At 72.8% G+C, this 26459-nt stretch carries 22 protein-coding genes; 13 read left to right on the top strand and 9 right to left on the bottom strand.

Translation table 11 applies throughout. The annotated features are described in order from the left end of the window. Positions 1-75 precede the first annotated feature (75 nt). On the top strand, positions 76-1284 hold the full coding sequence (locus tag ABT160_RS24045; protein ID WP_502984290.1) for an SGNH/GDSL hydrolase family protein: 1209 nt from the start codon (positions 76-78) through the stop codon (positions 1282-1284). Between the two features lie 93 nt (positions 1285-1377). Here the strand turns inward: ABT160_RS24045 and ABT160_RS24040 are convergent, their stop codons facing one another. Both ABT160_RS24040 and ABT160_RS24035 read right to left on the bottom strand, forming a co-directional pair. Further along, positions 1378-1584, bottom strand: coding sequence for an acyl-CoA carboxylase epsilon subunit (locus ABT160_RS24040; protein ID WP_351649821.1), 207 nt, complete (start codon positions 1582-1584; stop codon positions 1378-1380). 32 nt (positions 1585-1616) lie between these two features. Beyond that, positions 1617-3218, bottom strand: coding sequence for an acyl-CoA carboxylase subunit beta (locus tag ABT160_RS24035; protein WP_351649820.1), 1602 nt, complete (start codon positions 3216-3218; stop codon positions 1617-1619). A gap of 118 nt (positions 3219-3336) precedes the next feature. On the opposite strand from ABT160_RS24035, the gene ABT160_RS24030 reads away from it, so the two are divergent. The 5 genes from ABT160_RS24030 to hutH all read left to right on the top strand — a co-directional run bounded on the left by ABT160_RS24030 (position 3337) and on the right by hutH (position 9087). Then, positions 3337-4194, top strand: coding sequence for a biotin--[acetyl-CoA-carboxylase] ligase (locus tag ABT160_RS24030; RefSeq protein ID WP_351649819.1), 858 nt, complete (start codon positions 3337-3339; stop codon positions 4192-4194). Between the two features lie 115 nt (positions 4195-4309). Then, the gene (locus ABT160_RS24025) at positions 4310-5446 is read left to right on the top strand and encodes an adenylate/guanylate cyclase domain-containing protein (protein ID WP_351649818.1); all 1137 of its coding nucleotides are present in this window, start codon (positions 4310-4312) and stop codon (positions 5444-5446) included. Positions 5447-5522: 76 nt separating this feature from the next. Then, positions 5523-6314 (top strand): enoyl-CoA hydratase/isomerase family protein, encoded by a 792-nt coding sequence (locus ABT160_RS24020; protein ID WP_351649817.1) that lies wholly within the window; start codon positions 5523-5525, stop codon positions 6312-6314. 30 nt (positions 6315-6344) lie between these two features. Further along, the gene (locus ABT160_RS24015) at positions 6345-7475 is read left to right on the top strand and encodes a GGDEF domain-containing protein (RefSeq protein ID WP_351649816.1); all 1131 of its coding nucleotides are present in this window, start codon (positions 6345-6347) and stop codon (positions 7473-7475) included. Between the two features lie 70 nt (positions 7476-7545). Continuing rightward, positions 7546-9087, top strand: coding sequence for a histidine ammonia-lyase (gene hutH / locus ABT160_RS24010; protein ID WP_351649843.1), 1542 nt, complete (start codon positions 7546-7548; stop codon positions 9085-9087). A 112-nt stretch (positions 9088-9199) separates the two neighbouring features. Here the strand turns inward: hutH and ABT160_RS24005 are convergent, their stop codons facing one another. Next, the gene (locus ABT160_RS24005) at positions 9200-9487 is read right to left on the bottom strand and encodes a hypothetical protein (protein ID WP_351649815.1); all 288 of its coding nucleotides are present in this window, start codon (positions 9485-9487) and stop codon (positions 9200-9202) included. Positions 9488-9596: 109 nt separating this feature from the next. On the opposite strand from ABT160_RS24005, the gene ABT160_RS24000 reads away from it, so the two are divergent. Both ABT160_RS24000 and ABT160_RS23995 read left to right on the top strand, forming a co-directional pair. After that, a complete protein-coding gene (locus ABT160_RS24000; protein ID WP_351649814.1) occupies positions 9597-9932 on the top strand; it encodes a hypothetical protein in 336 nt (111 codons plus the stop codon). A 218-nt stretch (positions 9933-10150) separates the two neighbouring features. Next, positions 10151-11392, top strand: a complete 1242-nt coding sequence (locus ABT160_RS23995; RefSeq protein WP_351649813.1) for a L,D-transpeptidase — start codon at positions 10151-10153, stop codon at positions 11390-11392. A gap of 96 nt (positions 11393-11488) precedes the next feature. Here ABT160_RS23995 and ABT160_RS23990 read toward each other — a convergent pair whose 3' ends face one another. Further along, positions 11489-12343: a helix-turn-helix transcriptional regulator gene (locus tag ABT160_RS23990; protein WP_351649812.1), complete on the bottom strand. Its 855-nt coding sequence runs from the start codon at positions 12341-12343 to the stop codon at positions 11489-11491. A 143-nt stretch (positions 12344-12486) separates the two neighbouring features. Here ABT160_RS23990 and ABT160_RS23985 point away from each other — a divergent pair, with 143 nt between their 5' ends. Then, positions 12487-13563: an NAD(P)-dependent alcohol dehydrogenase gene (locus tag ABT160_RS23985; RefSeq protein ID WP_351649811.1), complete on the top strand. Its 1077-nt coding sequence runs from the start codon at positions 12487-12489 to the stop codon at positions 13561-13563. A gap of 266 nt (positions 13564-13829) precedes the next feature. Then, a complete protein-coding gene (gene abc-f, locus ABT160_RS23980) occupies positions 13830-15461 on the top strand; it encodes a ribosomal protection-like ABC-F family protein (RefSeq protein ID WP_351649810.1) in 1632 nt (543 codons plus the stop codon). Here abc-f and ABT160_RS23975 read toward each other — a convergent pair. Together ABT160_RS23975 and ABT160_RS23970 are read right to left on the bottom strand one after the other, a co-directional pair. Then, positions 15448-16941 carry an FG-GAP-like repeat-containing protein gene (locus ABT160_RS23975; protein WP_351649809.1) on the bottom strand — a complete coding sequence of 498 codons (1494 nt, stop codon included), beginning with the start codon at positions 16939-16941 and terminating at the stop codon, positions 15448-15450. The genes abc-f and ABT160_RS23975 overlap by 14 nt on opposite strands. Positions 16942-17081: 140 nt before the next feature. Next, positions 17082-17609 carry a hypothetical protein gene (locus ABT160_RS23970; RefSeq protein WP_351649808.1) on the bottom strand — a complete coding sequence of 176 codons (528 nt, stop codon included), beginning with the start codon at positions 17607-17609 and terminating at the stop codon, positions 17082-17084. Between the two features lie 562 nt (positions 17610-18171). Here ABT160_RS23970 and ABT160_RS23965 point away from each other — a divergent pair. Next, on the top strand, positions 18172-21603 hold the full coding sequence (locus ABT160_RS23965) for an ALF repeat-containing protein (protein WP_351649807.1): 3432 nt from the start codon (positions 18172-18174) through the stop codon (positions 21601-21603). Continuing rightward, positions 21584-22138: a hypothetical protein gene (locus tag ABT160_RS23960; protein ID WP_351649805.1), complete on the top strand. Its 555-nt coding sequence runs from the start codon at positions 21584-21586 to the stop codon at positions 22136-22138. The genes ABT160_RS23965 and ABT160_RS23960 overlap by 20 nt, the downstream gene beginning before the upstream one ends. Positions 22139-22355: 217 nt before the next feature. Here the strand turns inward: ABT160_RS23960 and msrA are convergent, their stop codons facing one another. From msrA to ABT160_RS23945, 3 genes are all read right to left on the bottom strand, one after another. Next, on the bottom strand, positions 22356-23042 hold the full coding sequence (gene msrA / locus ABT160_RS23955) for a peptide-methionine (S)-S-oxide reductase MsrA (protein ID WP_351649804.1): 687 nt from the start codon (positions 23040-23042) through the stop codon (positions 22356-22358). 68 nt (positions 23043-23110) lie between these two features. Continuing rightward, positions 23111-24073, bottom strand: coding sequence for a hypothetical protein (locus tag ABT160_RS23950; protein ID WP_351649803.1), 963 nt, complete (start codon positions 24071-24073; stop codon positions 23111-23113). Positions 24074-24149: 76 nt separating this feature from the next. Beyond that, the gene (locus ABT160_RS23945; protein ID WP_351649802.1) at positions 24150-25253 is read right to left on the bottom strand and encodes a hypothetical protein; all 1104 of its coding nucleotides are present in this window, start codon (positions 25251-25253) and stop codon (positions 24150-24152) included. A gap of 58 nt (positions 25254-25311) precedes the next feature. On the opposite strand from ABT160_RS23945, the gene ABT160_RS23940 reads away from it, so the two are divergent. Further along, positions 25312-26457 carry a cystathionine gamma-synthase gene (locus ABT160_RS23940; protein WP_351649801.1) on the top strand — a complete coding sequence of 382 codons (1146 nt, stop codon included), beginning with the start codon at positions 25312-25314 and terminating at the stop codon, positions 26455-26457. Positions 26458-26459 lie beyond the last annotated feature (2 nt).

Genomic DNA, 26459 nt, shown 5'->3' with positions numbered 1-26459 from the left:
GCCCTTCCTGTCGCCCCGGCCCAAGGACTCCCCGTGCGCAAGCTCCTGCCGCCCCTCGCCGCCACCGCCCTCGCCCTGCCCCTGCTCACCGGCGCCCCCGCCGGCGCGAAGCCCGCGCCCTGGACCGCCGCCTGGGGCGCCGCCCCGCAGTCGCCCTCCACCGGCTTCACCGCGAACTGGTCCCAGGAGGGCTTCTCCCACCAGACCGTGCGCCAGGTCGTCCGCGTCACCGCGGCCGGCGAGCGGGTGCGGATACGGATCTCCAACGCGTACGGGACCTCACCCCTGCGCGTCACCGGCGCCACCGTCGCCCGCGCCGCCGGGGGCGCCTCGGTCAGGCCCGGCAGCGTGCGCCACCTCACCTTCGGCGGCGAGCGCGCCACCGAGGTCCCCGCCCGCGGCGAACTGCGCAGCGACCCGGCCGCGCTCGGCCTGCGCCGCCTGGAGCGGGTCACCGTCACCCTCTACCTGGCCGGCACCACCGGACCCGCCACCTTCCACTCCCAGGCCTGGGCCGACACCTACCGCGCCGAGGGCGACCACCGCGCCGACACTGACGGCGCCGCCTTCACCGCCCGCACCGGCTCCTGGTACTACCTCTCCGGGGTGGAGGTCTCCGGCGCCCGGCCCGCCGCGGGCCCGGGCACGGACGCGGGCGCGGTCGTCGTCTTCGGCGACTCGATCACCGACGGCTTCGGCTCCACCCCCAACGCCGACCGCCGCTACTCCGACGCCCTCGCCGAGCGCACCGGCCGCCCGGTGGTGAACGCGGGCATCGGCGGCAACCTGGTCCTCAACGACTCGGCCTGGTACGGCGAGCGCTCCACCGCGCGCTTCGGCCGCGACGCCCTCGACCAGCCCGGCGTCTCCACCGTCGTGCTCCTGCAGGGCCTGAACGACATCGGCTTCAGCGAGGCCGCCCGCAAGCCCGGCGCCAGCCCCACCTACAAGCCCTCCCCGCAGGTCACCTCGCGGCAACTGATCGCCGCCTACCGCGAGCTGATCGACGCCGCCCACGCGCGCGGCGTGCGGGTCGTCGGCGCCACCCTGCTGCCCTTCAAGGACACCACCCACTGGGGTCCGGCGGCGGCGCGCACCAGCGAGGAGGTCAACCACTGGATCCGCACCTCCGGCGCCTTCGACGCGCACGTCGACTTCGCGGAGGTCCTCGCCGACCCGGCCGACCCGCGCAGGCTCGACCCCGCGTACGCCTACGAGGACGGGCTGCACCCCGACGACGCGGGCTACCGGCGGATGGCCGAGGCCGTCGCACCCCTGGTCTGAGGCCGCGCGCACACGGCGGTGGGCCGGGACCCGTCCAGGGGTCCCGGCCCACCGCCGTACCGCTCACCTCATCCGCTCACGCGGGCCGGTCGCTCACGCGGGCCAGTACGTCCGCGCCCAGGCCCGCGGGCCCGGCCGCAGCGCCCGGCCGCGGGCGATCCGGTCCGGCGCCGACCACTCCTCGGGCACCGGCGCGCCGCCCTCGACGGCCGACGCCGTCGCCGCGGCGCGCGCCCGGACCACCGCCAGTGCGGCGGCCAGCTCCTCCGGGGTCGGGTTTCCCCGTACGACCTTGATCACAACAGGCTCCTCACCGGGGGGTGTCGTCGTGCCTACAGGGGGATGTTGCCGTGCTTCTTCGGGGGCAGGCTTTCCCGCTTGGTGCGCAGCTGACGCAGCCCGCGCACGATGTGCGAGCGCGTCTGGGACGGCTCGATCACCGCGTCGACGTACCCGCGCTCCGCCGCGATGTACGGGTTGAGCAGCGCGTCCTCGTACTCCTGGATCAGCCGGGTGCGCTCGGCGTCCGCGGTGCCCGCCTCCTCGGCCTCCGCCAGGGTGCGGCGGTGCAGGATGTTCACCGCGCCCTGCGCGCCCATCACCGCGATCTGCGCCGTCGGCCAGGCCAGGTTGAGGTCCGCGCCCAGGTGCTTGGAGCCCATCACGTCGTACGCGCCGCCGAACGCCTTGCGGGTGATCACCGTGATCAGCGGGACCGTCGCCTCCGCGTACGCGTAGATCAGCTTGGCGCCGCGCCGGATGATGCCGCCGTACTCCTGGTCCACGCCCGGCAGGAAGCCCGGCACGTCCACGAAGGTCAGCACCGGCACGTTGAAGGCGTCGCAGGTGCGCACGAACCGGGCCGCCTTCTCCGAGGCGTTGATGTCCAGGCAGCCGGCGAACTGCATCGGCTGGTTGGCCACCACGCCCACCGGGAAGCCCTCGACCCGGCCGAAGCCGGTCACGATGTTCGGCGCGAACATGCCCTGGGTCTCCAGGAACTCGCCCTCGTCCAGGACGTGTTCCACCACCGTGCGGATGTCGTACGGCTGGTTGGCGCTGTCCGGGATCAGCGCGTCCAGCTCCAGGTCCTCGGCGCTCGGCGCCAGGTCCGCCTCCTCGGGGAAGGCCGGCGGCTCGGAGAGGTTGTTCGACGGCAGGTACGACAGCAGCGACTTGACGTACTCGACGGCGTCCTTCTCGTCGCCCGCCATGTGGTGCGCCACGCCCGAGGTGGTGTTGTGGGTGCGCGCGCCGCCCAGCTCCTCGAAGCCGACGTCCTCGCCCGTCACCGTCTTGATGACGTCGGGTCCGGTGATGAACATGTGCGAGGTCTGGTCGACCATCACCGTGAAGTCGGTGATCGCCGGCGAGTACACCGCGCCGCCCGCGCACGGGCCGACCACCAGCGAGATCTGCGGGATCACGCCGGACGCGTGGGTGTTGCGGCGGAAGATCTCGCCGTACATCCCCAGCGCGCTCACGCCCTCCTGGATGCGGGCGCCGCCGGAGTCGTTGATGCCGACCACCGGGCAGCCGGTCTTCAGCGCGAAGTCCATCACCTTGATGATCTTCTGCCCGTACACCTCGCCCAGCGCCCCGCCGAAGACCGTGAAGTCCTGCGAGAACACGGCGACCGGGCGCCCGTCGACGGTGCCGTACCCGGTGACGACGCCGTCCCCGTACGGACGGTTCTTCTCCAGGCCGAAGCTGGTGGAGCGGTGCCGGGCGAACTCGTCCAGCTCGACGAACGAGCCCTCGTCCAGCAGCAGTTCGATCCGCTCGCGGGCCGTCAGCTTGCCCTTCGCGTGCTGCTTCTCGACCGCGCGCGCGGAGCCCGCGTGGGTCGCTTCCTCGACGCGGCGCCTGAGGTCCTCGATCTTTCCTGCGGTGGTGTGGATGTCGCTCTGCTGGGGCACTTGCGGCTCGGACATCGGGAAGCGGCTCCCTGCCTGGTCACGGGGGACGGGGGGAAAGTGGCTACTGACTCGTAGGGTAGTGGCGCCGATACCGTTCGGCAGTGCGGTGTTTGCCACACCTAGGCTGGCTTGCATGACGCACTCCGAACCCCCGCGCAGCCGCTGGTCCGACCTCGACCGCCCGCCGCTGGGCACCCCCGGGCTGCGCCGCGCCCTGGTGCGCCCCGGCTCGCTGTGGACCTCCTTCGAGGTCGTCGAGGCCACCGGGTCCACCAACAGCGACCTCGCCGCCCGCGCCGCGGACCTCCCCGAGGGCGCCGTCCTGGTCGCCGAGGAGCAGACCGCCGGGCGCGGCCGGCTCGACCGGCGCTGGAGCGCGCCGCCGCGCTCGGGCCTGTTCTTCTCCGTACTGCTGCGCCCCGGTCCGGACGTTCCCGTGGAGCGCTGGGGCTGGCTGCCGCTGCTGACCGGAGTGGCCGCCGCGACCGGCCTGGCCCGCGCCGCCGGGGTCGACACGTCCCTCAAGTGGCCCAACGACCTGCTGGTCACCGTGGCGGGCCAGGAGCGCAAGGCCGGCGGCATCCTCGCCGAGCGGGCCGGGACGGACGCCGTGGTCGTCGGCCTCGGGCTGAACGTGACCCTGCGCGAGGACGAGCTGCCCGTCCCCACCGCGGGCTCCCTCGCCCTGGCGGACGCGGTCTCCACCGACCGCGACACCCTGCTGCGCGGCGTCCTGCGCTCCCTGGAGCAGTGGTACGGGACCTGGCGCGCGGCCGGCGGTGACCCGGCCGCCAGCGGGCTGCAGGAGACCTACGCGGCGGGCTGCGCCACGCTCGGCCGCACCGTGCGCGCCGAGCTGCCCGGCGACCGGGCGCTGACCGGCGAGGCGGTCGCCGTGGACGGCGACGGGCGGCTGGTCCTGGCCACCGCCGACGGCGGCCGGGAGGCCGTCGGGGCGGGCGACATCGTCCATCTGCGGCCCGCCGGGTGAACGGGAGCGACGACCGGGACGTGAGCTAGGGCACACCTGCCGTATCGTTGAGGCGATCCAGCGACAGATCGGCAGGGCTCAGGGAAGTGCGCAGGGAACGGGCAGGAGGCGGCAGGTGACCGTCGACGACAGGAATTCCGGTTCCGGCGCGTCCGAGCACCCGACGCCGCACCACGTCGTCGACCACACGGTCCAGCCGAACAACGACCCCCTGGCGATCCGCCTGGAGCAGCTGATCCTGGGCGCCGAGCGGCGCTACACGGCGTTCCAGGCGGCCCGCACGGCGGGCGTCTCGGTCGAGCTGGCCTCCCGGTTCTGGCGGGCCATGGGCTTCGCCGACATCGGCCAGGCCAAGGCGCTCACCGAGGCCGACGTGCTGGCGCTGCGGCGGCTGGCGGGCCTGGTCGAGGCGGGGCTGCTCAGCGAGCCGATGGCGGTGCAGGTCGCCCGCTCCACCGGGCAGACCACGGCCCGGCTCGCCGACTGGCAGATCGACTCCTTCCTGGAGGGCCTGACCGAGCCGCCCGAGCCCGGGATGACCCGTACCGAGGTCACGTACCCCCTGGTCGAGCTGCTGCTGCCGGAGCTGGAGGAGTTCCTCATCTACGTCTGGCGGCGCCAGCTGGCCGCCGCCACCAGCCGGGTCGTGCAGGCCATCGACGACGACGAGATGGCCGAGCGCCGGCTCGCGGTCGGCTTCGCGGACCTGGTCGGCTTCACCCGGCTGACCCGGCGCCTGGAGGAGGAGGAGCTCGGCGAGCTGGTCGAGGCCTTCGAGACCACCGCCGCCGACCTGGTCGCCGCGCACGGCGGGCGGCTGATCAAGACCCTCGGCGACGAGGTCCTCTTCTCCGCCGACGACGCGGGCACCGCCGCCGAGATCGCGCTCCGGCTGATCGAGACCATGTCGCACGACGAGACCATGCCCGCGCTGCGGGTCGGCATCGCCTTCGGCACGGTCACCACGCGGATGGGAGACGTCTTCGGCACCACCGTGAACCTGGCGAGTCGGCTCACCTCGATAGCGCCCCGCGACGCGGTCCTGGTCGACGGCGCCCTCGCCGAGGAGCTGTGCCGCACCGGCGACGCCCCGGCCTCGGAGATCCAGGCGGCCGAGGACGCGGCCCGGGCCGAGAAGGAGGGCGAGGAGCCGCCCAGGTACCGCTTCGCGCTCCAGCCCATGTGGCAGCGCCCGGTGCGCGGCCTGGGCGTGGTCGAGCCCTGGCTGCTCTCGCGCAGGCCCGCGGGCTGACCCCGGCCGACCCTGGCCGTGCTCCCTCCCGCGCGCCTAGGATGCGCGTGAACCAGCGTTAACCGGGAGGGGTCCAGTGGCTCAGGAACAGCGTTACGGCGAGTTCGTGGTGGTCCGCAAGGAGGGGCACGTCGCCGAGTTCGTGCTCGACCGGCCGAAGGCCATGAACGCGGTCTCGCTGGACATGGCCCGCTCCGTGGCCGCCGCCTGCACCGCCCTGGGCGAGGACCCCGACGTCCGGGTCACCGTCCTGACCTCCTCCAACGACCGGGCCTTCTGCGTCGGCGCCGACCTCAAGGAGCGCAACTCCTTCAGCGACGCCGACATGCTGCGCCAGCGCCCCGTCTCGCGCGGCTGCTACGCGGGCGTCATGGAGCTGCCCATGCCCGCGATCGCGGCCGTGCACGGCTTCGCCCTCGGCGGCGGCTTCGAGCTGGCCCTGGCCTGCGACCTGATCGTCGGCGACGCCACCACCGTGGTCGGCCTGCCCGAGGTCTCGGTCGGCGTCATCCCCGGCGGCGGCGGTACGCAGCTGCTGCCCCGGCGCGTCGGCGCGGCCCGCGCCGCCGAACTGGTCTTCACCGCCCGCCGCGTCGAGGCCGACGAGGCGCTCGCCCTCGGCCTGGTCGACCAGCTGGCCGAGGACGCCCGCACCGGCGCCCTGGAGCTGGCCGGCCGGATCGCCGCCAACTCCCCGGTCGGGCTGCGCGCCGCCAAGCGCGCCATGCGGCTGGGCCACGGCCTGGACCTGCGGGCCGGCCTGGAGGTCGAGGACGCCGCCTGGAAGACCATCGCGTTCTCCGCCGACCGGGCCGAAGGGGTCGCCGCGTTCAACGAGAAGCGCAGGCCGGAGTGGCCCGGCGAGTGAAATGACGTGGTACGTACCTAAGCTGGGGGAATGGGAGAGGATGTCCGGCTGAGGGCCGTGGTGGCGCTGGCGCAGGCGATGGCGGCCGCGCACACCCCGCGCGAGTCCCACCGCGCCGCCGCGCTCGGCGCCTGCGAGGCGCTCGACGGGAGCTTCGCCGCGCTCTCGGTCTGGGAGCGCGAGCTCGGCCGGCTGAAGGTCCTGGTCAACGCCGGGGAACGGGCGCCCGGCGAGGAGGAGTTCCCCGACGCCGAGACCTACCCGGTCAACGAGTTCCCCGAGATCACCGAGTTCCTGCACGAGCGGTGGGCGGGCGGCGGCGAGCCCAACGCCTGGGTGGAGACCGCCGAGGGCCCCGCCGACGCCGCCCACGGCTACTGCCACCAGCGCGTGGCCGCGCTGCGCCGCAGGGGCCGGGGCTGCTGCGTGGTCGCCCCGATCGTGCTGCACGGCCGGGCCTGGGGCGAGCTGTACGTGGCGCGGCGGGCCGGGGCGCCCGTCTTCGGCCGCGCCGACGCCGACTTCGCCACCGTCCTCGCCTCGGTCGTCGCGGCGGGCATCGCCCAGTCCGAGCGCCTGGAGGAGGTCCGCAGGCTGGCCTTCACCGACCCGCTCACCGGCCTGGCCAACCGGCGCGCGGTGGACATGCGGCTCGACGAGGCCGTCGAGCTGCACCGCGCCGAAGGATCCGTCGTCAGCCTGGTCGTCTGCGACCTCAACGGCCTGAAGAAGGTCAACGACACCCACGGCCACGCCGTCGGCGACCGGCTCCTGGAGCGCTTCGGCTCGGTGCTCTCGCTGTGCGGCGCCATGCTCCCCGGGGCCCTGGCCGCCCGGCTCGGCGGCGATGAGTTCTGCCTGGTCGCGGTGGGCCCGCAGGCGGACGAGGTGGTCCGGGTCGCCGACGAACTGTGCGTACGGGCCGGGGACTTGGAGCTCGGCGAGGGCGTGGCCTGCGGGGTCGCCTCGACCGGGGACCCGATCGGCCAGGTGCGCTCGGCCCGCCGCCTCTTCCGGCTCGCCGACGCCGCCCAGTACCGGGCCAAGGCCGCCCGCTCCCCGAAGCCGGTGGTCGCCGGGCGCGACGGGGCCGTGGTGCGGATGGCGGACGCCCCGCCCGCCGAGCCGCGCGACCGCCGCAGGTTCAGGGACGCCCGCTAGGGCGCCCGCACTGGTACCGGGCCACCTAGTGACACGTTCAGATTCAATCCGTAGGGTGCTGAATATGGATATGCACACTGTCGTGGTCGGCACGTCCGGGACCACCGCTCAGGACGTCATCGACGTGGCCCGCGGCAACGCCCGGGTCAAGCTCTCCGACGACGCCGTCGCCGCGCTCGCCGCCGCGCGCGGGATCGTCGACGCCCTGGCCGCCAAGCCCGAGCCCGTCTACGGCGTCTCCACCGGCTTCGGCGCCCTGGCCACCCGGCACATCGGCCAGGACCTCCGTGCTCAGCTGCAGCGCAACATCGTGCGCTCGCACGCCGCCGGCATGGGACCGCGCGTCGAGCGCGAGGTCGTGCGCGCCCTGATGTTCCTGCGCCTGAAGACCGTCGCCTCCGGCCACACCGGGGTGCGCCCCGAGGTCGCGCGCACCATGGCGGACGTCCTCAACGCCGGGATCACCCCGGTCGTCCACGAGTACGGCTCGCTCGGCTGCTCCGGCGACCTCGCGCCGCTGTCGCACTGCGCGCTCACGCTGATGGGCGAGGGCGACGCCGAGGGCCCCGACGGCACCGTCCGCCCCGCGGGCGAGCTGCTCGCCGAGGCCGGGATCGCCCCCGTGGAGCTGCGCGAGAAGGAGGGCCTGGCGCTGCTCAACGGCACCGACGGCATGCTCGGCATGCTGCTCATGGCCCTCGCCGACCTCGACACCCTCTACAAGACCGCCGACGTCACCGCCGCGCTCTCCCTGGAGGCGCTGCTGGGCACCGCGAAGGTGCTCGCCCCCGAGCTGCACGCGATCCGCCCGCACCCCGGCCAGGGCGCCGCCGCCGCCAACATGGCGGCCGTGCTCCGGGGGTCGGGCCTGACCGGGCACTTCCAGGAGGACGAGGCGCCGCGCGTGCAGGACGCGTACTCCGTGCGCTGCGCCCCCCAGGTGGCCGGCGCCGGGCGCGACACCCTGGCGCACGCCCGCCGGGTAGCCGAGTACGAGCTGGCCGCGGCCGTGGACAACCCGGTCGTGCTGCCCGACGGCCGGGTGGAGTCCAACGGCAACTTCCACGGCGCCCCCGTCGCGTACGTCCTGGACTTCCTCGCCATCGCCGTCGCCGACCTCGCCTCCATCGCCGAGCGCCGCACCGACCGGCTCCTGGACAAGAACCGCAGCCACGGCCTGCCGCCGTTCCTGGCCGGTGACGCGGGCGTCGACTCCGGCCTGATGATCGCCCAGTACACCCAGGCCGCCCTGGTCAGCGAGCTGAAGCGGCTCGCCGTCCCGGCCTCCGCCGACTCCATCCCGTCCTCCGCCATGCAGGAGGACCACGTCTCCATGGGCTGGTCGGCCGCCCGCAAGCTGCGCACCGCCGTCGGCAACCTCGCCCGGGTCCTCGCCGTCGAGCTGTACGCCGCCACCCGCGGCATCGAGCTGCGCACCGGCCTCACTCCCGCGCCGGCCTCGGCCGCCGTGATCGGGGCCCTGCGCGCGGCGGGCGTCGAGGGCCCGGGCCCGGACCGCTTCCTCGCCCCGGACCTGGCCGCCGCCGACGCCTTCGTACGGGCCGGGGGCGTCGTCGCCGCCGTGGAGCCGCACACCGGCCCGCTGCTCTGACGGACGGCGCCCCGGCGCCCCGCACCCTCGGAACGACGCGCGGCGCCCCGCGGTCCCAAGCGGACCACGGGGCGCCGTTTTGCTTCCGTACACACTCCGTGACCGCTGTCGATCAGAGCGTGGAGCGTCCCGCCCGGCGGGCGGAGTACGCCACGAACCCGGCCCCCGCGCAGAGGAACGCGGTGCCGCCGATCAGGTACGGGGTGGTGTCCACCGGGCCGCCCGTGTCGGCCAGCCGCAGCTCCCCGTCACCCGGCTCCGGCCGCTCCCGCGCGGCGCTCGCCTGCGCGGACGCGGACGGCTGCTCGTCGGTCGCGTTGGCCGAGGGGACGAACCACAGGGCGGCCAGCAGGGTGCCGGCGGCGGTGGCGGTCAGCAGCGGGCGGCGGAGTGTGGACACGGAAATTCGATCCCCCTTGCGAGAGCCCCGACTTGAGTGTGCGCCGATGCTAATGAACACACCGGGTCGCAGGAAAGTCGAAGCCCGTCCGAGCCCTAACCTCCGTGCTATGACCACTTCTGAAACCTCACGGTTCGTCCGCCTCCGTGTCGACCTGGTGCTGGAGGTCGACAACGCCGAGAAGCTCAGCGGCGCGGCCCTGGACCGGATCGAGGACGACGAGTACATGCCGGACGGCGAGCGCGCGCACGCCCGGACCGCGGTGACCGAGGACGTCGCCGAGGCCCTGGCGTACCTCGTGGAGCCCTTCGACCTGGTGAGCCGGGTCCCCGGCGTCGAGCTCACCCAGGCCTCCTGGAGCAGCGAGCAGATCGAGTACGACCCCGATGCGGAGGACTGGGAGGACGACGAGGAAGATGGTGGGGAGGCGGACGTCCGCCCGTAGGCGCGGAACGCTCCGCCGACGGGCCCCGGACCGCCGCCACGGCGGGCCGGGGCCCGTCACCGTCCACGGCGGAGCACGACGACGCGCGGAGGCGGGAACCGCGAGGGCGGGCGCCGCGTGATCAGTGGTGTTCCCCACATCCGGGGCCGTAACGGAACCGGGCGGGCGCTCGTGTGTGTTGTTGTGAAGACGTGGTTGTTGGCAGGGAAGCGGCGACGATGGAGAAGCGTGTGATGACTCGTAGCAAGCGGCGCAAGGGCCTGGCGGCCGCGTCCGCGGTGCTCGGTGGGGTACTGGTCCTGTCGGCGTGCAGCGACGGCGGCGGCAGCGCCGACAGCTCGAAGAAGTCGCAGGCCCAGGTGGACGAGGCGGCCGCCAAGGACGCCTCCAAGGCCCGAATAGCCATCGCGCCCAAGAACGGCTCCGACAACGCGAGCATCAACAACTCCGCCAAGGTCACCGTCACCGAGGGCACGCTCACCCAGGTCACCATGACCGACGGCGACGGCAAGGCGGTCGCGGGAAAGATCGCCGCGGACGGCAAGAGCTGGCAGCCGGACGACCAGCTGGAGCGCGCCACGATCTACAAGATCGCCGCCACCGCCAAGGACTCCGAGGGCCGCGAGGCCCACGAGAACGGCTCGTTCACCACCGTCTCCAAGGCCAACAGCTTCATCGGCAACTTCACGCCCGAGGACGGCTCCACCGTCGGCGTCGGCATGCCGGTCTCGATCAACTTCAACAAGGCGATCACCGACAAGAAGGCCGTCCAGTCCGGCATCTCGGTGACCTCCAGCAGCGGCCAGGAGGTCGTCGGCCACTGGTTCGGCGCGCAGCGCATCGACTTCCGCCCCGACCAGTACTGGCAGTCCGGCTCGACCGTGACGCTGAAGCTGAACCTGGACGGCGTGCAGGGCGCCCAGGGCGTCTACGGCGTCCAGCAGAAGACGATCACCTTCAAGATCGGCCGCAGCCAGGTCTCCACCGTGGACGTCGCCACCCGGGAGATGACCGTCAAGCGCGACGGCAAGACCGTCAAGACGATCCCGATCTCCGCGGGCTCGCCGAGCAACCCCACGTACAACGGCCAGATGGTGATCTCCGAGAAGTTCAAGGAGACCCGGATGAACGGCGACACCGTCGGCTTCGGCGGCGAGTACGACATCAAGGACGTGCCGCACGCGATGCGCCTGTCCTCGTCCGGCACCTTCATCCACGGCAACTACTGGGGATCGGACTCGATCTTCGGCAACGCCAACACCAGCCACGGCTGCGTGGGCCTGAACGACGCCAAGGGCGCCAACGACCCCGACCAGCCCGGCGCGTGGTTCTACGACAGCTCCATCGTCGGCGACGTGGTGGTCGTGAAGAACTCCAAGGACAAGACCATCGCCCCGGACAACGGCCTCAACGGCTGGAACCTGAGCTGGGCCGAGTGGAAGGCCGGCTCGTCGGCCTGACCCCGTCCCGCCCGTACGCGACCCGTACGCAGAAGGGCCCCGCGGCCACCCGGCCGCGGGGCCCTTCTCCGTACCACCCGGCCCACGCCCGGCGGCTCACACCTGGACGGTCTCGTCCACGCCCCAGTTCGCCAGCAGCCGCAGCCCGTCCGCCGACGGGCTGCCCGGCTCCGCGTGGTAGGTCACCAGGTTCAGGTCGTGGTCGTCGGGCAGCCGCAGCGTCTCGTACGACAGCGTCAGCTCGCCCACCAGCGGGTGGTGCAGCACCTTCTGGCCGTGCCCCTTGTCCTGCACGGTGTGGGCCGCCCACAGCGCGCGGAACTCCTCGCTCTTCACCGACAGCTCGCCCACCAGCGCCGACAGGTGCGGATCGTCCGGCGAGCAGCCCGCGTACAGCCGCAGGTTGCTCACCGAGTCCGTCGCCTTCTTCTCCCAGTCCACGTACAGGTCCCGCGCCGCCGGGTTCAGGAACACCTGCCACAGCATGTTCCGCTCCCGCTGCGGCATCGCGGTGAAGTCGCCGAGCAGCGCCCGCGCCATCCGGTTCCAGCCCAGCACGTCCATGCGGCGCCCCAGGACGTACGCGGGCACGCCCTCCATCGCGTCGATCAGGTGCTGCAGCGCGGGCCGCGCCGTCTGCGCCCGCAGCGGGGAGGAGCGCTTCTTCTTCGCCTTCGGCTTCGCCAGGTGGGTCAGGTGGTCGCGCTCCGCGCCGGTCAGCCGCAGCGCCCGCGCGATGGCGTCCAGCACCTCCAGGGACACGTTCTGCCCGTTGCCCTGCTCCAGGCGCGTGTAGTACGCCACCGACACCCCGGCCAGCTGCGCCAGCTCCTCACGGCGCAGCCCCGGCACCCTGCGGTGCCGCCCGAAGTCGGGCAGCCCCACGTCCTCCGGCTTCAGCCGGGCCCGCCGGGACCTGAGGAATTCGCTGAGTTCGGCACGCTGGTCCATACCCCAAGTATTGGCCCCGGGCCCGCCGTGGCACGAGCGCGAGCCTGACCCTGCCAGTGGTACGCACACCGGACGTACGCAGGGCGTACGTACGAAACCCAGGGGCCTGGGTGACGGGCCGCGGGCCCGGCAGGCTGTACGCCATGACCACCAACACCCCCGCCACCCCCACCCCCGACCTCACCCGTGTCGCCGCCTGGGCGGCCCCCGCCGCCAAGGCCCCGCTGGAGCGCACCACCGTGCCGCGCCGCCCGGTCGGCGAGCACGACGTGCTGATCGAGATCAAGTACGCGGGCATCTGCCACTCCGACATCCACCAGGCGCGCGACGGCTGGGGCGGGGCGGCCTTCCCGATGGTCCCGGGCCACGAGATCGCCGGTGTGGTCGCCGCGGTCGGCTCCGGCGTCAGCAGGTTCGCGGTCGGCGACCGGGTCGGCGTCGGCTGCTTCGTCGACTCCTGCCGCACCTGCGAGTACTGCCTGCAGGGCCTGGAGCAGTACTGCACGCAGGGCATGACCGGCACGTACAACGCCGTCGGCAAGGACGGCGAGCCCACCTACGGCGGCTACTCCACCCACATCGTCGTCGACGAGAACTACACGCTGCGCATCCCCGAGGGCATCGACCTCGACAAGGCCGCGCCCCTGCTGTGCGCGGGCATCACGCTCTACTCGCCGCTGGCCCACTGGAAGGCGGGCCCGGGCAAGAGCGTCGCGATCGTCGGCCTGGGCGGCCTCGGCCACATGGGCGTGAAGATCGCGCACGCCATGGGGGCCGAGGTGACCGTGCTCAGCCAGACCCTGCGCAAGCAGGAGGACGGCCTGAAGCTGGGCGCCGACCACTTCCACGCCACCGGTGACCCGCAGACCTTCGAGAAGCTGGCCGGCAGCTTCGACCTGATCGTCTCGACGGTCTCGGCGCCGCTGGACTTCGACGCGTACCTCGGCCTGCTCAAGACGGACGGCACCCTGGTGAACGTCGGGGCGCCCGAGGAGCCCGTCTCGCTGAACCTCTTCTCGGTGATCAGCAACCGGAAGACGCTGGCCGGATCCATGATCGGCGGCATCGCCGAGACCCAGGAGATGCTGGACTTCTGCGCCGAGCACGGGCTGGGCGCGGAGATCGAGCTGATCCGCGCGGACCAGGTCAACGAGGCGTACGAGCGGGTGCTCGCCAGCGACGTGCGCTACCGCTTCGTGATCGACGCCGCGACGATCTGAGCGTACGACCGCGGCAGGGGCCCCGCCCGAGTACTCGGTACTCGGGCGGGGCCCCTGCGCTTGCTCCGGCGGAGTACTGGAGGGGCCTCGGGTTTATCCGCTCGCCCCGCACGCCCCCCTCCCCGTACGCTCGTCGATATGAGGCACTACTTCTTTCTCTGACCGGGACACCGGTACGGCGTGACCGCCGGCGCACGGCGCCGGCGCGGGTCCGCCGTGCCGCGCTCGCACGTCCCGGTCCGCCTCACCCACCCAGGGAAAGAACCATGCGCGCACGCGCCCAACTCGCCTTGTCCGACGTCTCCAAGGCCTACGACGGCCGCACCGTCCTCGACCACGTCTCCCTGACCGTCCGCCCCGGCGAGCGCGTCGGCGTCATCGGGGAGAACGGCTCGGGGAAGTCCACCCTGCTGCGCCTGCTGGCCGGGGCCGAGCGGCCCGACGGCGGCGACGTCACGGTCGCCTTCCCCGGCGGCACCGGCCACCTGGCCCAGACCCTCGCCCTGACCTTCGGCCTCGGCCCCGACCGCACGGTGGCGGACGCGGTGGACGCCTCGCTCGCGGAACTGCGCGCGCTGGAGGCTGCCATCCGGCGCGCGGAGGAGCGGCTGGCCGACGCGGGACCGGCCGGACTCGCCGCGTACGGCGACCTGTTGAGCGCCTTCGAGGAGCGCGACGGCTACGCGGCCGACGCCCGGACGGACGCGGCCCTGCTGGGCCTCGGCCTCGGGCACGTCGCGCGCGACCGGCCCCTCGGCACGCTCTCCGGCGGCGAGCAGGCACGGCTCGCGCTGGCCTGCGTACTGGCGGCGGACGCGGAACTGCTGCTGCTCGACGAGCCGACGAACCACCTCGACGCCCCGGCGGCGCGCTGGCTCCGCGAGCGGCTGCGGGCCCACCGGGGCACGGTGGTGGTGATCACGCACGACCGTGCCTTCCTGGAGGGCTTCGCGACGGCGATCCTGGAGGTGGACCGGGACACCCGGTCGGTGCGCCGGTACGGGGACGGCTGGGCGGGCTACCGGGCGGCGAGGGCGTCGGCGCGCGCCCGCTGGGAGCAGCGGCACGCGGAGTACGTGGCGGAACTGGCCGCCACGGAGGCCCTGCTGGCCTCGTCGGCGGCGCGCCTGGCGGCGACGGGCAAGGACCCGGGCCAGGGCTTCGGCAAGCACCGGCGCTCGTCGGAGGCGAAGCTGTCGGGCCGGGTCAGGGCGGCGCGCACGCGCCTGGAGGAACTGCGCCGCAGCCCGGTCCAGGAACCCCCGGAACCCCTGACGTTCACCCCGTACGCCGAGGCCCCCTCGCTCCCCTCCTCCTCCACGCCCCTGGCCACGCTGAAGGACGTCCGGATCGGCACCCGCCTGCGGGTCGCGGACCTCACGGTGGAGGCGGGGGACCGCCTGCTGGTCACGGGCGGCAACGGCGCGGGCAAGTCCACCCTCCTGCGGCTCCTGGCGGGGGAGCTGGCCCCGGACGAGGGCACGGTCCACCGCAGGGGCCGCGTCGGCTACCTCCCGCAGGAACTCCCGGCCCGCGCCCCGGGGATCCCGCTGCTCCAGGCGTACGCCCACGGCCGCCCCGGCCACCCGGAGGACCACGCCCCCGGACTCCTGGCCCTGGGCCTGTTCCGCGAGGAGGACCTGACGACCCGGGTGGACCACCTCTCCACGGGCCAGCGCCGCCGCCTCTCCCTGGCCCGCCTGGTCACCCGCCCGACGGACCTCCTCCTCCTGGACGAGCCGACGAACCACGTGTCGCTCCCCCTGATCGAGGACCTGGAACGGGCCCTGTCGCACTACGGCGGAGCAGTCGTCACGGTCACCCACGACCCGTCCTTCGGGAGGGCGTTGGGGGCGCGGGAGGTGCGGGTGGAGAGGGGGAGGACTACGGCTGGGTGATGATGGGCTTGGCGAAGCTGCCCGTGCCGTTGCCCGCGTAGGTCAGGAAGGTGCCGGCGCTCCGCAGGGCGAGGAAGTCGGCCTTGCCGTCGCCGTTGAAGTCGGCGCTGCTGAGCAGGCGGGTCGACTTCCAGCCGTCGCCGACCTTGACGGCGGAGCCGAGGCCGCCCTTGCCGTTGTTGTCGTAGCGGTACATGGTGCCGTTGTTGTTGATGGCGATGACGTCGGCCTTGCGGTCGCCGTTGAAGTCGCCGCCGGCGATGAGGCGGATGCCGGTCCAGCCGTCGCCGATGCCGACGCCGGAGCCGAACTTGCCGTCGCCGGTGCCGGGATAGACGTAGAGCTTGCCGTTGGTGTGGGCGGCGAGCAGGTCGATCTTGCCGTCGCCGGTGAAGTCGGCGGAGGCGAGCAGGCGCATGTTGTCCCAGCCGTTGCCCGCCTGGATGGGGGCGTTGGAGACGCCCTTGCCGTTGCCGGGGTAGGTGAACAGCATGCCGTTGTCACGGATGGCGACGAGGTCGGCGTTCTTGTCGCCGACGAAGTTGCCGGCGGTGATGGCGCGGGTGGTCTCCCACTGCACGCCGATCTGGTTGCGGCCGGTGAAGGAGCCCTTGCCGTCGCCGGGGTGGGCGTACAACTTGCCGTCGGTCTTGTCGATGGCGACGACGTCGGCCTTGTCGTCGCCCGTGAAGTCACCGGCGGCGATCTGGCGGGTCCAGGCGCGGTTGGCGGTGGCGCTGATCCACTCGCCCAGGTCGTCGGTCCGCGCGGCCCTGGCGTCCGTACGGGTCTCGGTGTCGGGGGTGCCCAGGCAGCCGCCCTTCCAGGAGCGGGTGGCCAGTCCCACCAGTTCGAGGCCGCTGCCGGTCTCGCGCAGCAGCGGTCCGCCGATGTCGCCCTGGCAGACGGCGTCGTCCGCGCTCTTGCCGGACACGGACAGGTCCGTGTCGCTGGTGCCGTCGACCTTGAGGGCGGCGGTGTGGACCTCGTCGGGCACCCACTCGGTCCTGGTCCGGCCCGTGCCCGCGAAGACGGCCTCGTCGCCGACGGCCAGCGGGGTGCCGGCCAGTGAGACGGTGCGGGCGTTCTCGGGGGCGTAGGCGGAGAGGCGCGCCATCACCACGTCGCGGTCCCGGGCGGGGACGAGTTCGGCGACGTCCCCCGTGTAGGCGGTGCCGTTGGCGACGGCGCCCCGGAGGCTGACGGTGGCCTTCGTCTTAGGCTTTCCGGCCGTCACCGACGTCGTGTCGTCGGCGAAGCAGGACGCCGTGGTGACGACCCACTCGCGGGAGACCAGCGCGGCCGAGCAGGCTCGAACGGGGTCGCCGTCGCCGATCACGATCCTGGCGGTGAAGGCGTGTGCGTCGGTGCCCGAGGGGCCGGTGGCGGCGGTCGCCGGGGCAGGGCCCACCAGCCCGGTGACCGCTGCGGCCGCGACCAGGCCGGTGACCCAAGTGGTGCGGGAAATGCGAGAAGACAAGGTTGTTTCCTTGGTGAAAGCCATGGCGTGGTGCCAGGTGAACGTGGTCCGTGGGTGAAGGGCTGCGAGCGCGGCCGGGAGCAGCCCTCGGGAAAGGGGCCGTTCCACGTGGTACGTCTGCGTGAGCCGCAGGACTTTGCCTACTTGATGGCTTCGAGCCGCAAGAGGGTGTGGTCACGCTTCTTCTGGTCCGTCGTCTTCCCGACGCCGGTCCATTCGTTCTCCTTGGCCTCGAAAGTGACCTTGCTGCCCTCGGCGGGCACGGTCATCTCGCCGTGGACACGGAAGTTTCCGGGCTTGATGCTCCACACCCGGGGAATTTCCATGGTGATGAACCCACCCTTGGCTCCCGTCACGCGGAAGCAGAAAGAAGTGTCGTATTTGACGTGGGTGGTGATCTCGATACGGGATGCCTCGGGGATTTCCTCGCACTTCCCGTACACGACGTTCCCGTCACCGGACTTGAGTGTGAAGCCGAGGGCCTTCAGGGGCTCGTCGACGGCGGAGTGCGGGTAGCTGAAGTCCTCAGCAGCCAGAGGCGGTTCCGCACCCTGGGCGGCGCCTCCGGTCCTGGTGTCGTCGGTGGATCCGGCTGCAACGGCCGCGCCGGCCGTCGCCGCGACGCCGAGCAGAACCCCGGAAACGAGCAGGGCAGGGCTGAACTTCATTCTCTTGCTCTCATGGTTCACATGACGGGGCAACACGGCTCGTGCCTGTTGGTTCGCCGTCCAGAAATGAGACAGGATCCCCGTCGTTCCCCCCAGTCTCCCCTGCCATCGGACGTGGTGGTCAGCCACGGTCGGTGCAACGGCAGCAATGTTTTATCACTTGACCAACATGTGAATGAAATCGCCCCCCTGTGACGTGAGTAACACGACAGGGATAAGGCCCTGCGTAAATCAAGATCAACCACTTCCTTCATGATGGGCAACTCCTCGGTCCGGAAGGGATGTTGAGGTCCTCGTGCGGTCTGGCGAATTGCGCGGAACCGGCAATGTTCCCGAGCCGGCACGGAAGCTTCGTGATCCGGCCGGATGCAAACATGTGCCCAGACCAATCGCATTCAACTGGCCGGACAGCCTGCTGCATTCGGCCGGTTACCCGTTCGTTGGGGGATATCAAGTGTTGAGAAGGAGCGAGCGCCGCGGGGGGAACGCGGCGACTCGTCGACGGAGAGGGCTCGGCCGGGCCGCGGTCGCGGGATTGCTCGCCCTCGCCATGGGGGGCGGAATGCTCGGTGCGTCCGCCGCCTCCGCGGAGCCCACCACCGAGAACACGCCCGGTGAACGTGCCAAGGCGCTCCAGTTCTGGCGGACCGGCGGCGACGAGACCAGGGCCGCCGCCGAGGTGGCCCTGACGGGCACCGACGCGGAGGTGCACGCCTTCCTCGTCGAGCAGTTGCCCGGTCGGGTGGACGTGGACAACCGGATGAAGGCGCTCCGGCTGATGAACGAGAGCGGGCCGGCCGTACGGGAGGAACTGAACAAGGTCCTCGGCGGCAGCCCCGAGCAGCTGGCCGCGTACCTGGAATCCGGCTGGCGGAGCGCGCTGGTGGACGACCAGCGGATGAGCGTGCTGACGCTGATGGACGGAGCCGGCGACATCGTCCGTGAGGCCGGTACGAAGGCCATCGACGCCCGCACGTCCGAGGCGCTCGTCGGCTTCCTGACCACGGAGTACCCCAAGGCGAAGCTGGTGGACGACAAGGGGGAGGTCCTCCAGATCGCCGCCTCCGCCGGGCCCCAGCTGGCCAAGGCCGCCCAGGAGGCGATGAAGGGGTCTCCCGCCGACATCAGGGAGTTCCTGGACCGCGGTCAGTACCTGGCGCGTGAACGGGACAAGGAGACCCTGACCGTCTCGCAGCTCGCGGACCTCGCCGACAAGGCCGGAACCCGCGCGCGGAACGAGACCACGGCCGCGAAGCAGGCTGCGCAGCAGGCCGACGAGGCCGCATCGGCCGCGCAGCGCGCCGCGGATGAAGCGGCCAAGGAGAGCCAGGGGGCCAAGGACTCGGCGGAAGTGGCGGCGCGCAAGGCGACGATCGCCGCCGAGGCGGCCCAGCAGGCCGCGGCCGCCGCGCGCACCGCGATCCGGGCCTCGAACCGGGCGATCGCCGCGGCCAGCACCGCGGCCAGTGCCGCCGCAGCGGCCGCCTCCGCCGCCGCGGGAGCCGGTGAGGCCGCCGCGAGGGCCTACTCCTCGGCGACGGCCGTGTCGAAGGACGCGAGTCGCGCCGGCGACGCCCGCAAGGCCGCGGAGGACGCCACCAGGGCGGCCGATGCGGCCGACGGCGCGGTGGCCGCGTCGGTCAAGGCCATCGAGGCCATCGGCGACGCGCTCATCGCCGCCAACTCGGCCGTGAGCGCCGGCCAGAACGCGGCCAGGACCGCGGCCGCGGCGGCGGAGGCCAGTGCCAAGAGCGGCGTCTCCAGCGCCAAGGCGCGCGAGGCGGCCGCCGCGGCGGCGGAGGCGAAGGAAGCAGCGGCCGTCGCGACGAACGCGGCCCAGCAGGCGACGTCCCTCGCCAAGCAGGCGAAGGCCGCTGTCGAGGGCGCGAAGAAGGCGGCCGAGGACGCGGCCAGGCACGCGCGCGCGGCGGCGAAGGCCGCGAACGAGGCGGTCGCCCAGGCGGGCAAGGCCACGGACTTCGCCAACAAGTCGATGACGCACGCCGTGCAAGCGCAGGCAGCGGCCAAGGTGGCCACCGATGCGGTCACCCAGGCCAAGGCCGTCTACGACTCGGCCCGTCAGGTCGAGGCCGCCCAGCTGAAGGCACAGACGGCCGAGTTCGTGCGGGAGGCCAAGGCGGCCAAGCAGCAGGAGGTCGAGCGGAAGGCCCAGGCTGACGACGACAGGGCCGAGGCCGGCCGACGGGACGCGGAGGCCGGCAAGCTGCTCGCCGAGGCGACCGCCGAGGGCACCGATCCGGCACGGGCCGTGACACTGGGACGCCGGGCGGCCCTGCGGCTGGCGGACACGGGTGGCCCCTGGACGCGACAGGCCGCCGAATCGGCACTGACGGGCGGTGACATCGACGTACGGGACTGGCTCACGAACGGTCGGCGCCTGGCCGAGGAGCAGGACGACTGGTCGCGCGTCGGCGCCATGGCCGACTCCGACTCGGAGCCGCTGCGCGCCGCTGCGTCGAGCGCACTCGACGGCTCGTACGCGGAGGTCTCCGGCTTCCTGAAGAGCGGGCAGTACAAGGCCCGGATGGACGACAACCGCGCCCGGGTGCTGCAGATCTCCGCCAACGCGGGGGACATGGTGCGGGAGGCCGCGACCCGGGCCATCGACGCCAAGACGCCCGAGGCGCTCGCCGAGTTCCTGGACGGCGGCTGGCTCGAGGCCCAGCGGGTGGACGACGCGGGGACGGCCCTGCAGGTGAAGGCGAGCGGCGGGGACCGGGCACGGGCGGCGGCGGAGGTCGCGCTCGCGGGTCCGGCCGCGCAGCTGCACGAGTTCGCGACCTCGGGCCGCTACAAGGCTGCCAAGGCCGACCAGGACACCGCGTACCACACCGCGAACATCCAGAGCCTCATCGCCCGCGCCTCGGGCGCCGCGGCCACCGCCAACCAGAGTGCCCAGACGGCGCTGGAGGCGGCGCTGTGGGCCAAGAGCAGGGCCGATGACGCCAGGAAGGCCGCGGCGGCCGCCCTGAAGTCCAAGGCCGAGGCCGAGGGCTACGCGGTGGACGCGAGCAAGTCCGCGGCGGCGGCCGAGGAGTCGGCACGCCAGGCCGAGGCCTCCGCCCGGTCCGCCCGCTCCGCGGCGCAGACGGCCCGGACCGCGGCCCGCCAGGCACAGGCCTCGGCCACGTCCGCCCGCTACTCCGCGGCGCAGGCGGCCACCTACGCCGCCGACGCGCAGGCGTCGGCGGACAGCGCCCGGGCGATGGCCATCACGGCAGGGAAGGACGCCGGTGCGGCCATGAACGCGGCCAACTCCGCGCGCAACATCGTTATGGAGAAGGTGCGGAGCGAGCTGCGGGAGAGGGTGAAGACGAGTGACGGGATCTTCGCGGGGGACCCGAAGGGGCTTCGGCAACCGAAATCCGGTCAAGCCGACCATCCGGAATACGACTCGGCTCCCTGGTGGCAGTACTTCATGACACCCACCAACATGTTCGTGATGTTCGGCGGGCACCTCGCGACCTGCTCCCGTGGGCCCCTTGCGTGCGAGCTGTACGGGTACTGGACCACGCGTCCTGACCAGCCCTACACGCTGAACGAGAACCAGATGATGCGTATCATCGCCAACCCTGGGTGGACTTCTGCGCGGCAGGAGAAGATCGACGACTACCTGCGTGCGGCGGCCAAGAGCTGCAGTGGTGGTGTGGGAACCTCCTGCCGCATTAACCTCGACACGCGTTGGGAAACCGGTCAGTTCGACGGCTCGGACGGGGATCTGAACTACGCACTCCGAGGATTCGTCGCTCGTCAGAGCGGCCATCTCACTATGACCAAGCTCGGCGGTGGAAAGTCCCGCTTTACGGGAGATGTTCGCATCGACCTCTACAAGGACTACAACTTCGACTATGGTGAGAAGGTCGCGGGAGGGCTCGTTGACCTCGGTGTCTTCGCGGAGTTGCACCGAATGGGATTCGCTCGGGATTTCGTCATTCGTGGAGGGAAGACCGTTCGTGTCGACCGAACTCTGTGAAGCGGGGACCGTAAGCGTGGACGATGACCGTTCTCACTGGAGGTCCTCACGTACCTGGATCCTGGTTCTCTCCGTCGGTGCCCTTCTCCTGGGCCTGGCCGGATGTTCGCAATCCAGTGGTGACGTACTCGAAAAATTTCGGCTGGAATTCCCGGACTGCTCGTACAGCGACCGGACGTTCTCGGGCACGACCGACTGGCCACGTCCGCATGTGGCCATGAGTTTCACCACGGACCGGGAGTGTGCGGACCAGTACCTCAAGAACCATGGTGTCGACCTGGAAGATCCCTCGCACTGGCCCACTCCGGGCAGCGGGACGGTAGGGGGACCGACCTTGCCTCCCGACTATCCGCCTTTCGAATCCGATGCGATGGACCAGTTCAAGCTGAAGCTAGACCCGAAGCGTCAGTACGATCTGTACCACTTCAAGACGGGGGCCCAGGCCGAATTCAAGGTTCTGCTCGACCCCGAGGGAGACAGGACTGGGGTCTACATGGAAAGCGTGGCGTACGGAAAGGTGCGGGGAGGAAGCTGATTCCCTCGCGCTCATCCGATTGAAGCGGTGCAGGCTGAGGATCTCCACATCCGTCCGCCAGGAGAGGCTCCGGCCGCTGGCCGGAGCCTCTTCGCGTACCGGCCCGCTCGCCGCGTGGGTCGTCCGGTGGACAGGGTGCGACGGCCCGTACGCACGAAGGCCGGGTGCGCGTCCTGCTGGTGCGCACCCGGCCCGTTGAACTCTCGGGTTCTGGCGGCTACTTGGCCGTCTCGTCGGGTTCCGGGGCGGCGGCCACGCCGATCGGGCAGGAGACGCCCGTCCCCCCGATCCCGCAGTACCCGCCCGGGTTCTTGGCCTCCGAGAGGTACTGCTGGTGGTACGACTCCGCCGGGTAGAACGGGCGGCCCTCCGACGGGAGGACCTCCGTGGTGATCTCGCCGTAGCCCGAGCCGGTCAGGACCTGCTGGTAGGCCTGGCGGGAGGTGTCGGCCGCGGTGGCCTGGGACGGGGTGTGGGTGTAGATCGCCGAGCGGTACTGGGTGCCCCGGTCGTTGCCCTGGCGGAAGCCCTGGGTGGGGTCGTGGGACTCCCAGAAGAGCTTCAGGAGCGTCTCGTACGAGACCTGGCGCGGGTCGTAGACCACCCGGACCGCCTCCGTGTGACCGGTGCGGCCCGAGCAGACCTCCTCGTACGTCGGGTTCGGGGTGTGGCCGCCCTGGTAGCCGACCAGGGTCGTCCAGACCCCGTCCTGCTGCCAGAACTTCCGCTCGGCCCCCCAGAAGCAGCCGAGCCCGAAGTCGGCGACCTCCAGGCCGTCGGGGTAGGGCCCCGCCAGCGGGTTGCCGAGGACCGTGTGCCGCTCGGGCAGCTGGAACTGGGCTTCCGGACGGCCGCGCAGGGCCTGCTCGGGCGTCGGGAGCTCGGGGGTGCGGGACAGGAACATGCGGGCTCCGTTTCATGGGGGATCCGGTACGTACAACGAACCGGGGCGCCGCACCATTCCGTGGCCGGTCAGGCCCTGCGCAGCGCCTTGTCGCGGGCCCGGGACAGCGCCAGCGCCGGGTCCGGCCGGCCGGTCCACGGGAACGCCCCCGCGTACCCGTCCGTCGCCCGGAACTGCTCCACCGCCTCCGCGTACCGCCCCTGCTCCACCAGGGACCACGCCAGGAGCAGCCGCACCTCGGCCAGCCACGGGTGCTCCGGGTCCGCCGCCGCCACGTCCGCCGCCAGCGCGTCCACCAGGGCCCGCGCGGTGGGGCCGGACGCCTCGTGCTCGTACCGGCTGACCAGCGGCAGCGCGTGCAGCAGGCCGCCGGGCGGGGCCCCGGCCGCCGCCTCCGCCGCGAACCGCGCCGACAGGTCCGCCGAGCCCCGGCCCCGCGCGCCCCAGTACCGCAGCGCGGCGCGGTGCGCCGCGTAGTGGTGCGGCGCATGCTCCGTGATCCGCGCGAACAGCGCCCGCGCCTCCTCGTGCGGGTACTCCGCCTCCAGCGCCAGCGCGACCTCGCCGACCAGCGGCGTCGGGTCCGCCGGGTCCAGCTCCGCGGCCCGCGCGACCTCCGCGCGGGCCCGCTCCACCAGGGCCCGGTCCGCTCCCCGGGCCCGCCGGGCACGGCCCACCGTGCCCAGCGCCCGTACCGCCGCCGCCTGCGGTGACGCGGGGCGCGCCGCCTCCCACGCGAGCAGCCAGCCGTCGTCCTCCGCCGCCAGGCGGGCCAGCGTGGACGTGTACGCGTACTGGCCCTCCCGGTCACCGGTCTTCGCCGTGGCCCGCAGCAGGCGCGCCGCGGGTTCCCAGTCGCCGTACGCCGCCGCGTCCGCGGCCGCCGCCAGGTCGGGCCGGACCGGGCCCGGGCGCGTGGCGTCCAGCCGCTCGCGGGGGGTGAGCCCCCGCGCGACGGCGCGCTCGTCCGCCCCGGCGCCGCACGGGGACTTGATCCAGTCGAGGACCGGGAGGGGTATCAGGCGGGGCATGGTTCCTCGGGGGTCGCGCGGGGCGGGGAGCAGGGAGTAGCGGGGGTGGGACCTACGGGCAGGGTCCCGGGTCCCGTCAGTGCGGCAGCGTCGCCGGGCTGCCGCCGTTGGCCTCGTAGCCGGCCACCGCCAGCGCCCGGTAGACCGCGTACTCGCCCGCCGGATCGCCGCTCAGCGTCCACGGCAGCGCGCCCACGTGCCCGTCCACGTGCACGATCTGGTCCATCGCCTCCGCCCAGCGCTCGGCCCGCACCAGGAACATCACCAGCAGATGGCGCACGTGCGCCAGCATCGGGTCGTCGGGCCGCGCCGAGTGCACCGCGTACATCGCGCCGTCCAGCGCCTTCGACATCACCTCGGTGCGGTAGAAGTCCCGCACGATCACGATCTCGGGCAGGTGCTCGTACACCGCGAACAGCGGCAGCGCGGCCAGCAGCGAGCCGCGCGGCGCGCGGGCCGCCGCCGACTGCGCGAAGCGGTCGGCGTCCTGGCGCGAGCCGTGCCACTTCTCGCACCAGTAGTGCAGCGCCGCCAGGTGCGCGCCCATGTGCTCCGGGGCGCGGTCGATGACCTTCGCCCACACCTGGTCGAACTCCTCGTGGGAGTAGCCGAGGCCGCGCGCGACGGCCAGTTCCACGACGTACGGGACGGGGTCGCCGGGGGCCAGCAGCGCGGCCTCCCCGCTCACCTTGCGGGCCTCCTCCAGGATGATCCGGAAGTCGTCGGTGCCGGCCGCCGAGGACCGCCAGGCCTGCTGCACCAGGAACTCCGCGTGCACGGCCGCCGCGCCCGCGTCCTTGGGGGCCTCGGCCCGCCAGGCCCGCAGCCAGGCGCCGCCCTCGCCCGGGCGGGCGGCCAGCTCCAGGGAGGCCGCGCCCGCGAACGCCTGGACCCGCTGCCAGCGGACCTCGCCCTCCTTGCCGGTGCCGGCGAGCAGCTGCGCCGCGGCCCGCCAGTCCTGGGTGCGCTGCACCAGGTCGAGGACGTCGACGAGGTCCTGGTCGGGGCCGGGCATGCGCAGGTCGAGCTCCTCCTGGCGCACGAAGCCGTAGGCCGCGGGGTCGGCCGCGTCCGGGGCGCCGGGCGTGGTCAGGCGGATGCCGGAGCGCCGCCTCCGCACCCAGGGCACGAGGATCGCGCACATCATGCCGACCGCGAACAGGACCACGAGAATCTCCATGCGGCCATTGTCCAGGACACGGGCCGGAGGGGGCCCGGCGCCCGACTACGCTCGCCCCATGAGCGACCACCAGAACTTCGAGACCCGCGCCATCCATGCGGGCAACACCGCCGACCCCCTGACCGGCGCGGTCGTCCCGCCGATCTACCAGGTCTCCACCTACAAGCAGGACGGCGTGGGCGGGCTGCGCGGCGGTTACGAGTACAGCCGCAGCGCCAACCCCACGCGCACGGCCCTTGAGGAGAACCTGGCCGCCCTGGAGGGCGGGGTGCGCGGGCTCGCCTTCGCGTCCGGCCTGGCCGCCGAGGACTGCCTGCTGCGCACGCTGCTGGCGCCCGGCGACCACGTGGTCATCCCGAACGACGCCTACGGCGGCACCTTCCGGCTGTTCGCCAAGGTCGCCCAGCGCTGGGGCGTGGACTTCTCGGTCGCGGATACCTCCGACACCGAGGCGGTCCGGGCCGCGCTGACCGACCGTACGAAGGCGGTCTGGGTCGAGACGCCGTCGAACCCGCTGCTCGGCATCACCGACATCGCGGCGGTCGCCGAGGTCGCGCACGCGGCCGGGGCGAAGCTGGTCGTGGACAACACCTTCGCCAGCCCCTACCTCCAGCAGCCGCTGGCCCTGGGCGCCGACGTGGTCGTGCACTCGCTGACCAAGTACATGGGCGGCCACTCCGACGTCGTCGGCGGCGCGCTGGTGACCGGGGACGCGGCGCTGGGCGAGGAACTGGCGTACCACCAGAACGCGATGGGCGCGGTGGCCGGGCCGTTCGACTCCTGGCTGGTGCTGCGCGGCGTGAAGACGCTGGCCGTGCGCATGGACCGGCACAGCGAGAACGCCACCAAGGTCGCCGCGATGCTGTCCGCGCACCCCAAGGTCACCCAGGTCCTCTACCCGGGCCTGCCGGAGCACCCCGGGCACGAGGTCGCGGCCAAGCAGATGCGGGCCTTCGGCGGGATGGTGTCCTTCCGGGTCACGGGCGGCGAGGAGGAGGCGGTCGCGCTCTGCGCCCGTACGAAGGTCTTCACGCTGGGCGAGTCCCTGGGCGGCGTCGAGTCGCTGATCGAGCACCCGGGCCGGATGACGCACGCCTCGGTGGCCGGCTCGGCGCTGGAGGTCCCGGCGGACCTGGTGCGCCTGTCGGTCGGCATCGAGAACGTCGACGACCTGATCGAGGACCTGAAGCAGGCGCTGGGCTAGTC

It is taken from the genome of Streptomyces sp. NPDC001941 (genome assembly GCF_040296945.1).
Classification (GTDB): Bacteria; Actinomycetota; Actinomycetes; order Streptomycetales; family Streptomycetaceae; genus Streptomyces.
This window is presented reverse-complemented; position numbering and strand designations above follow the sequence as displayed.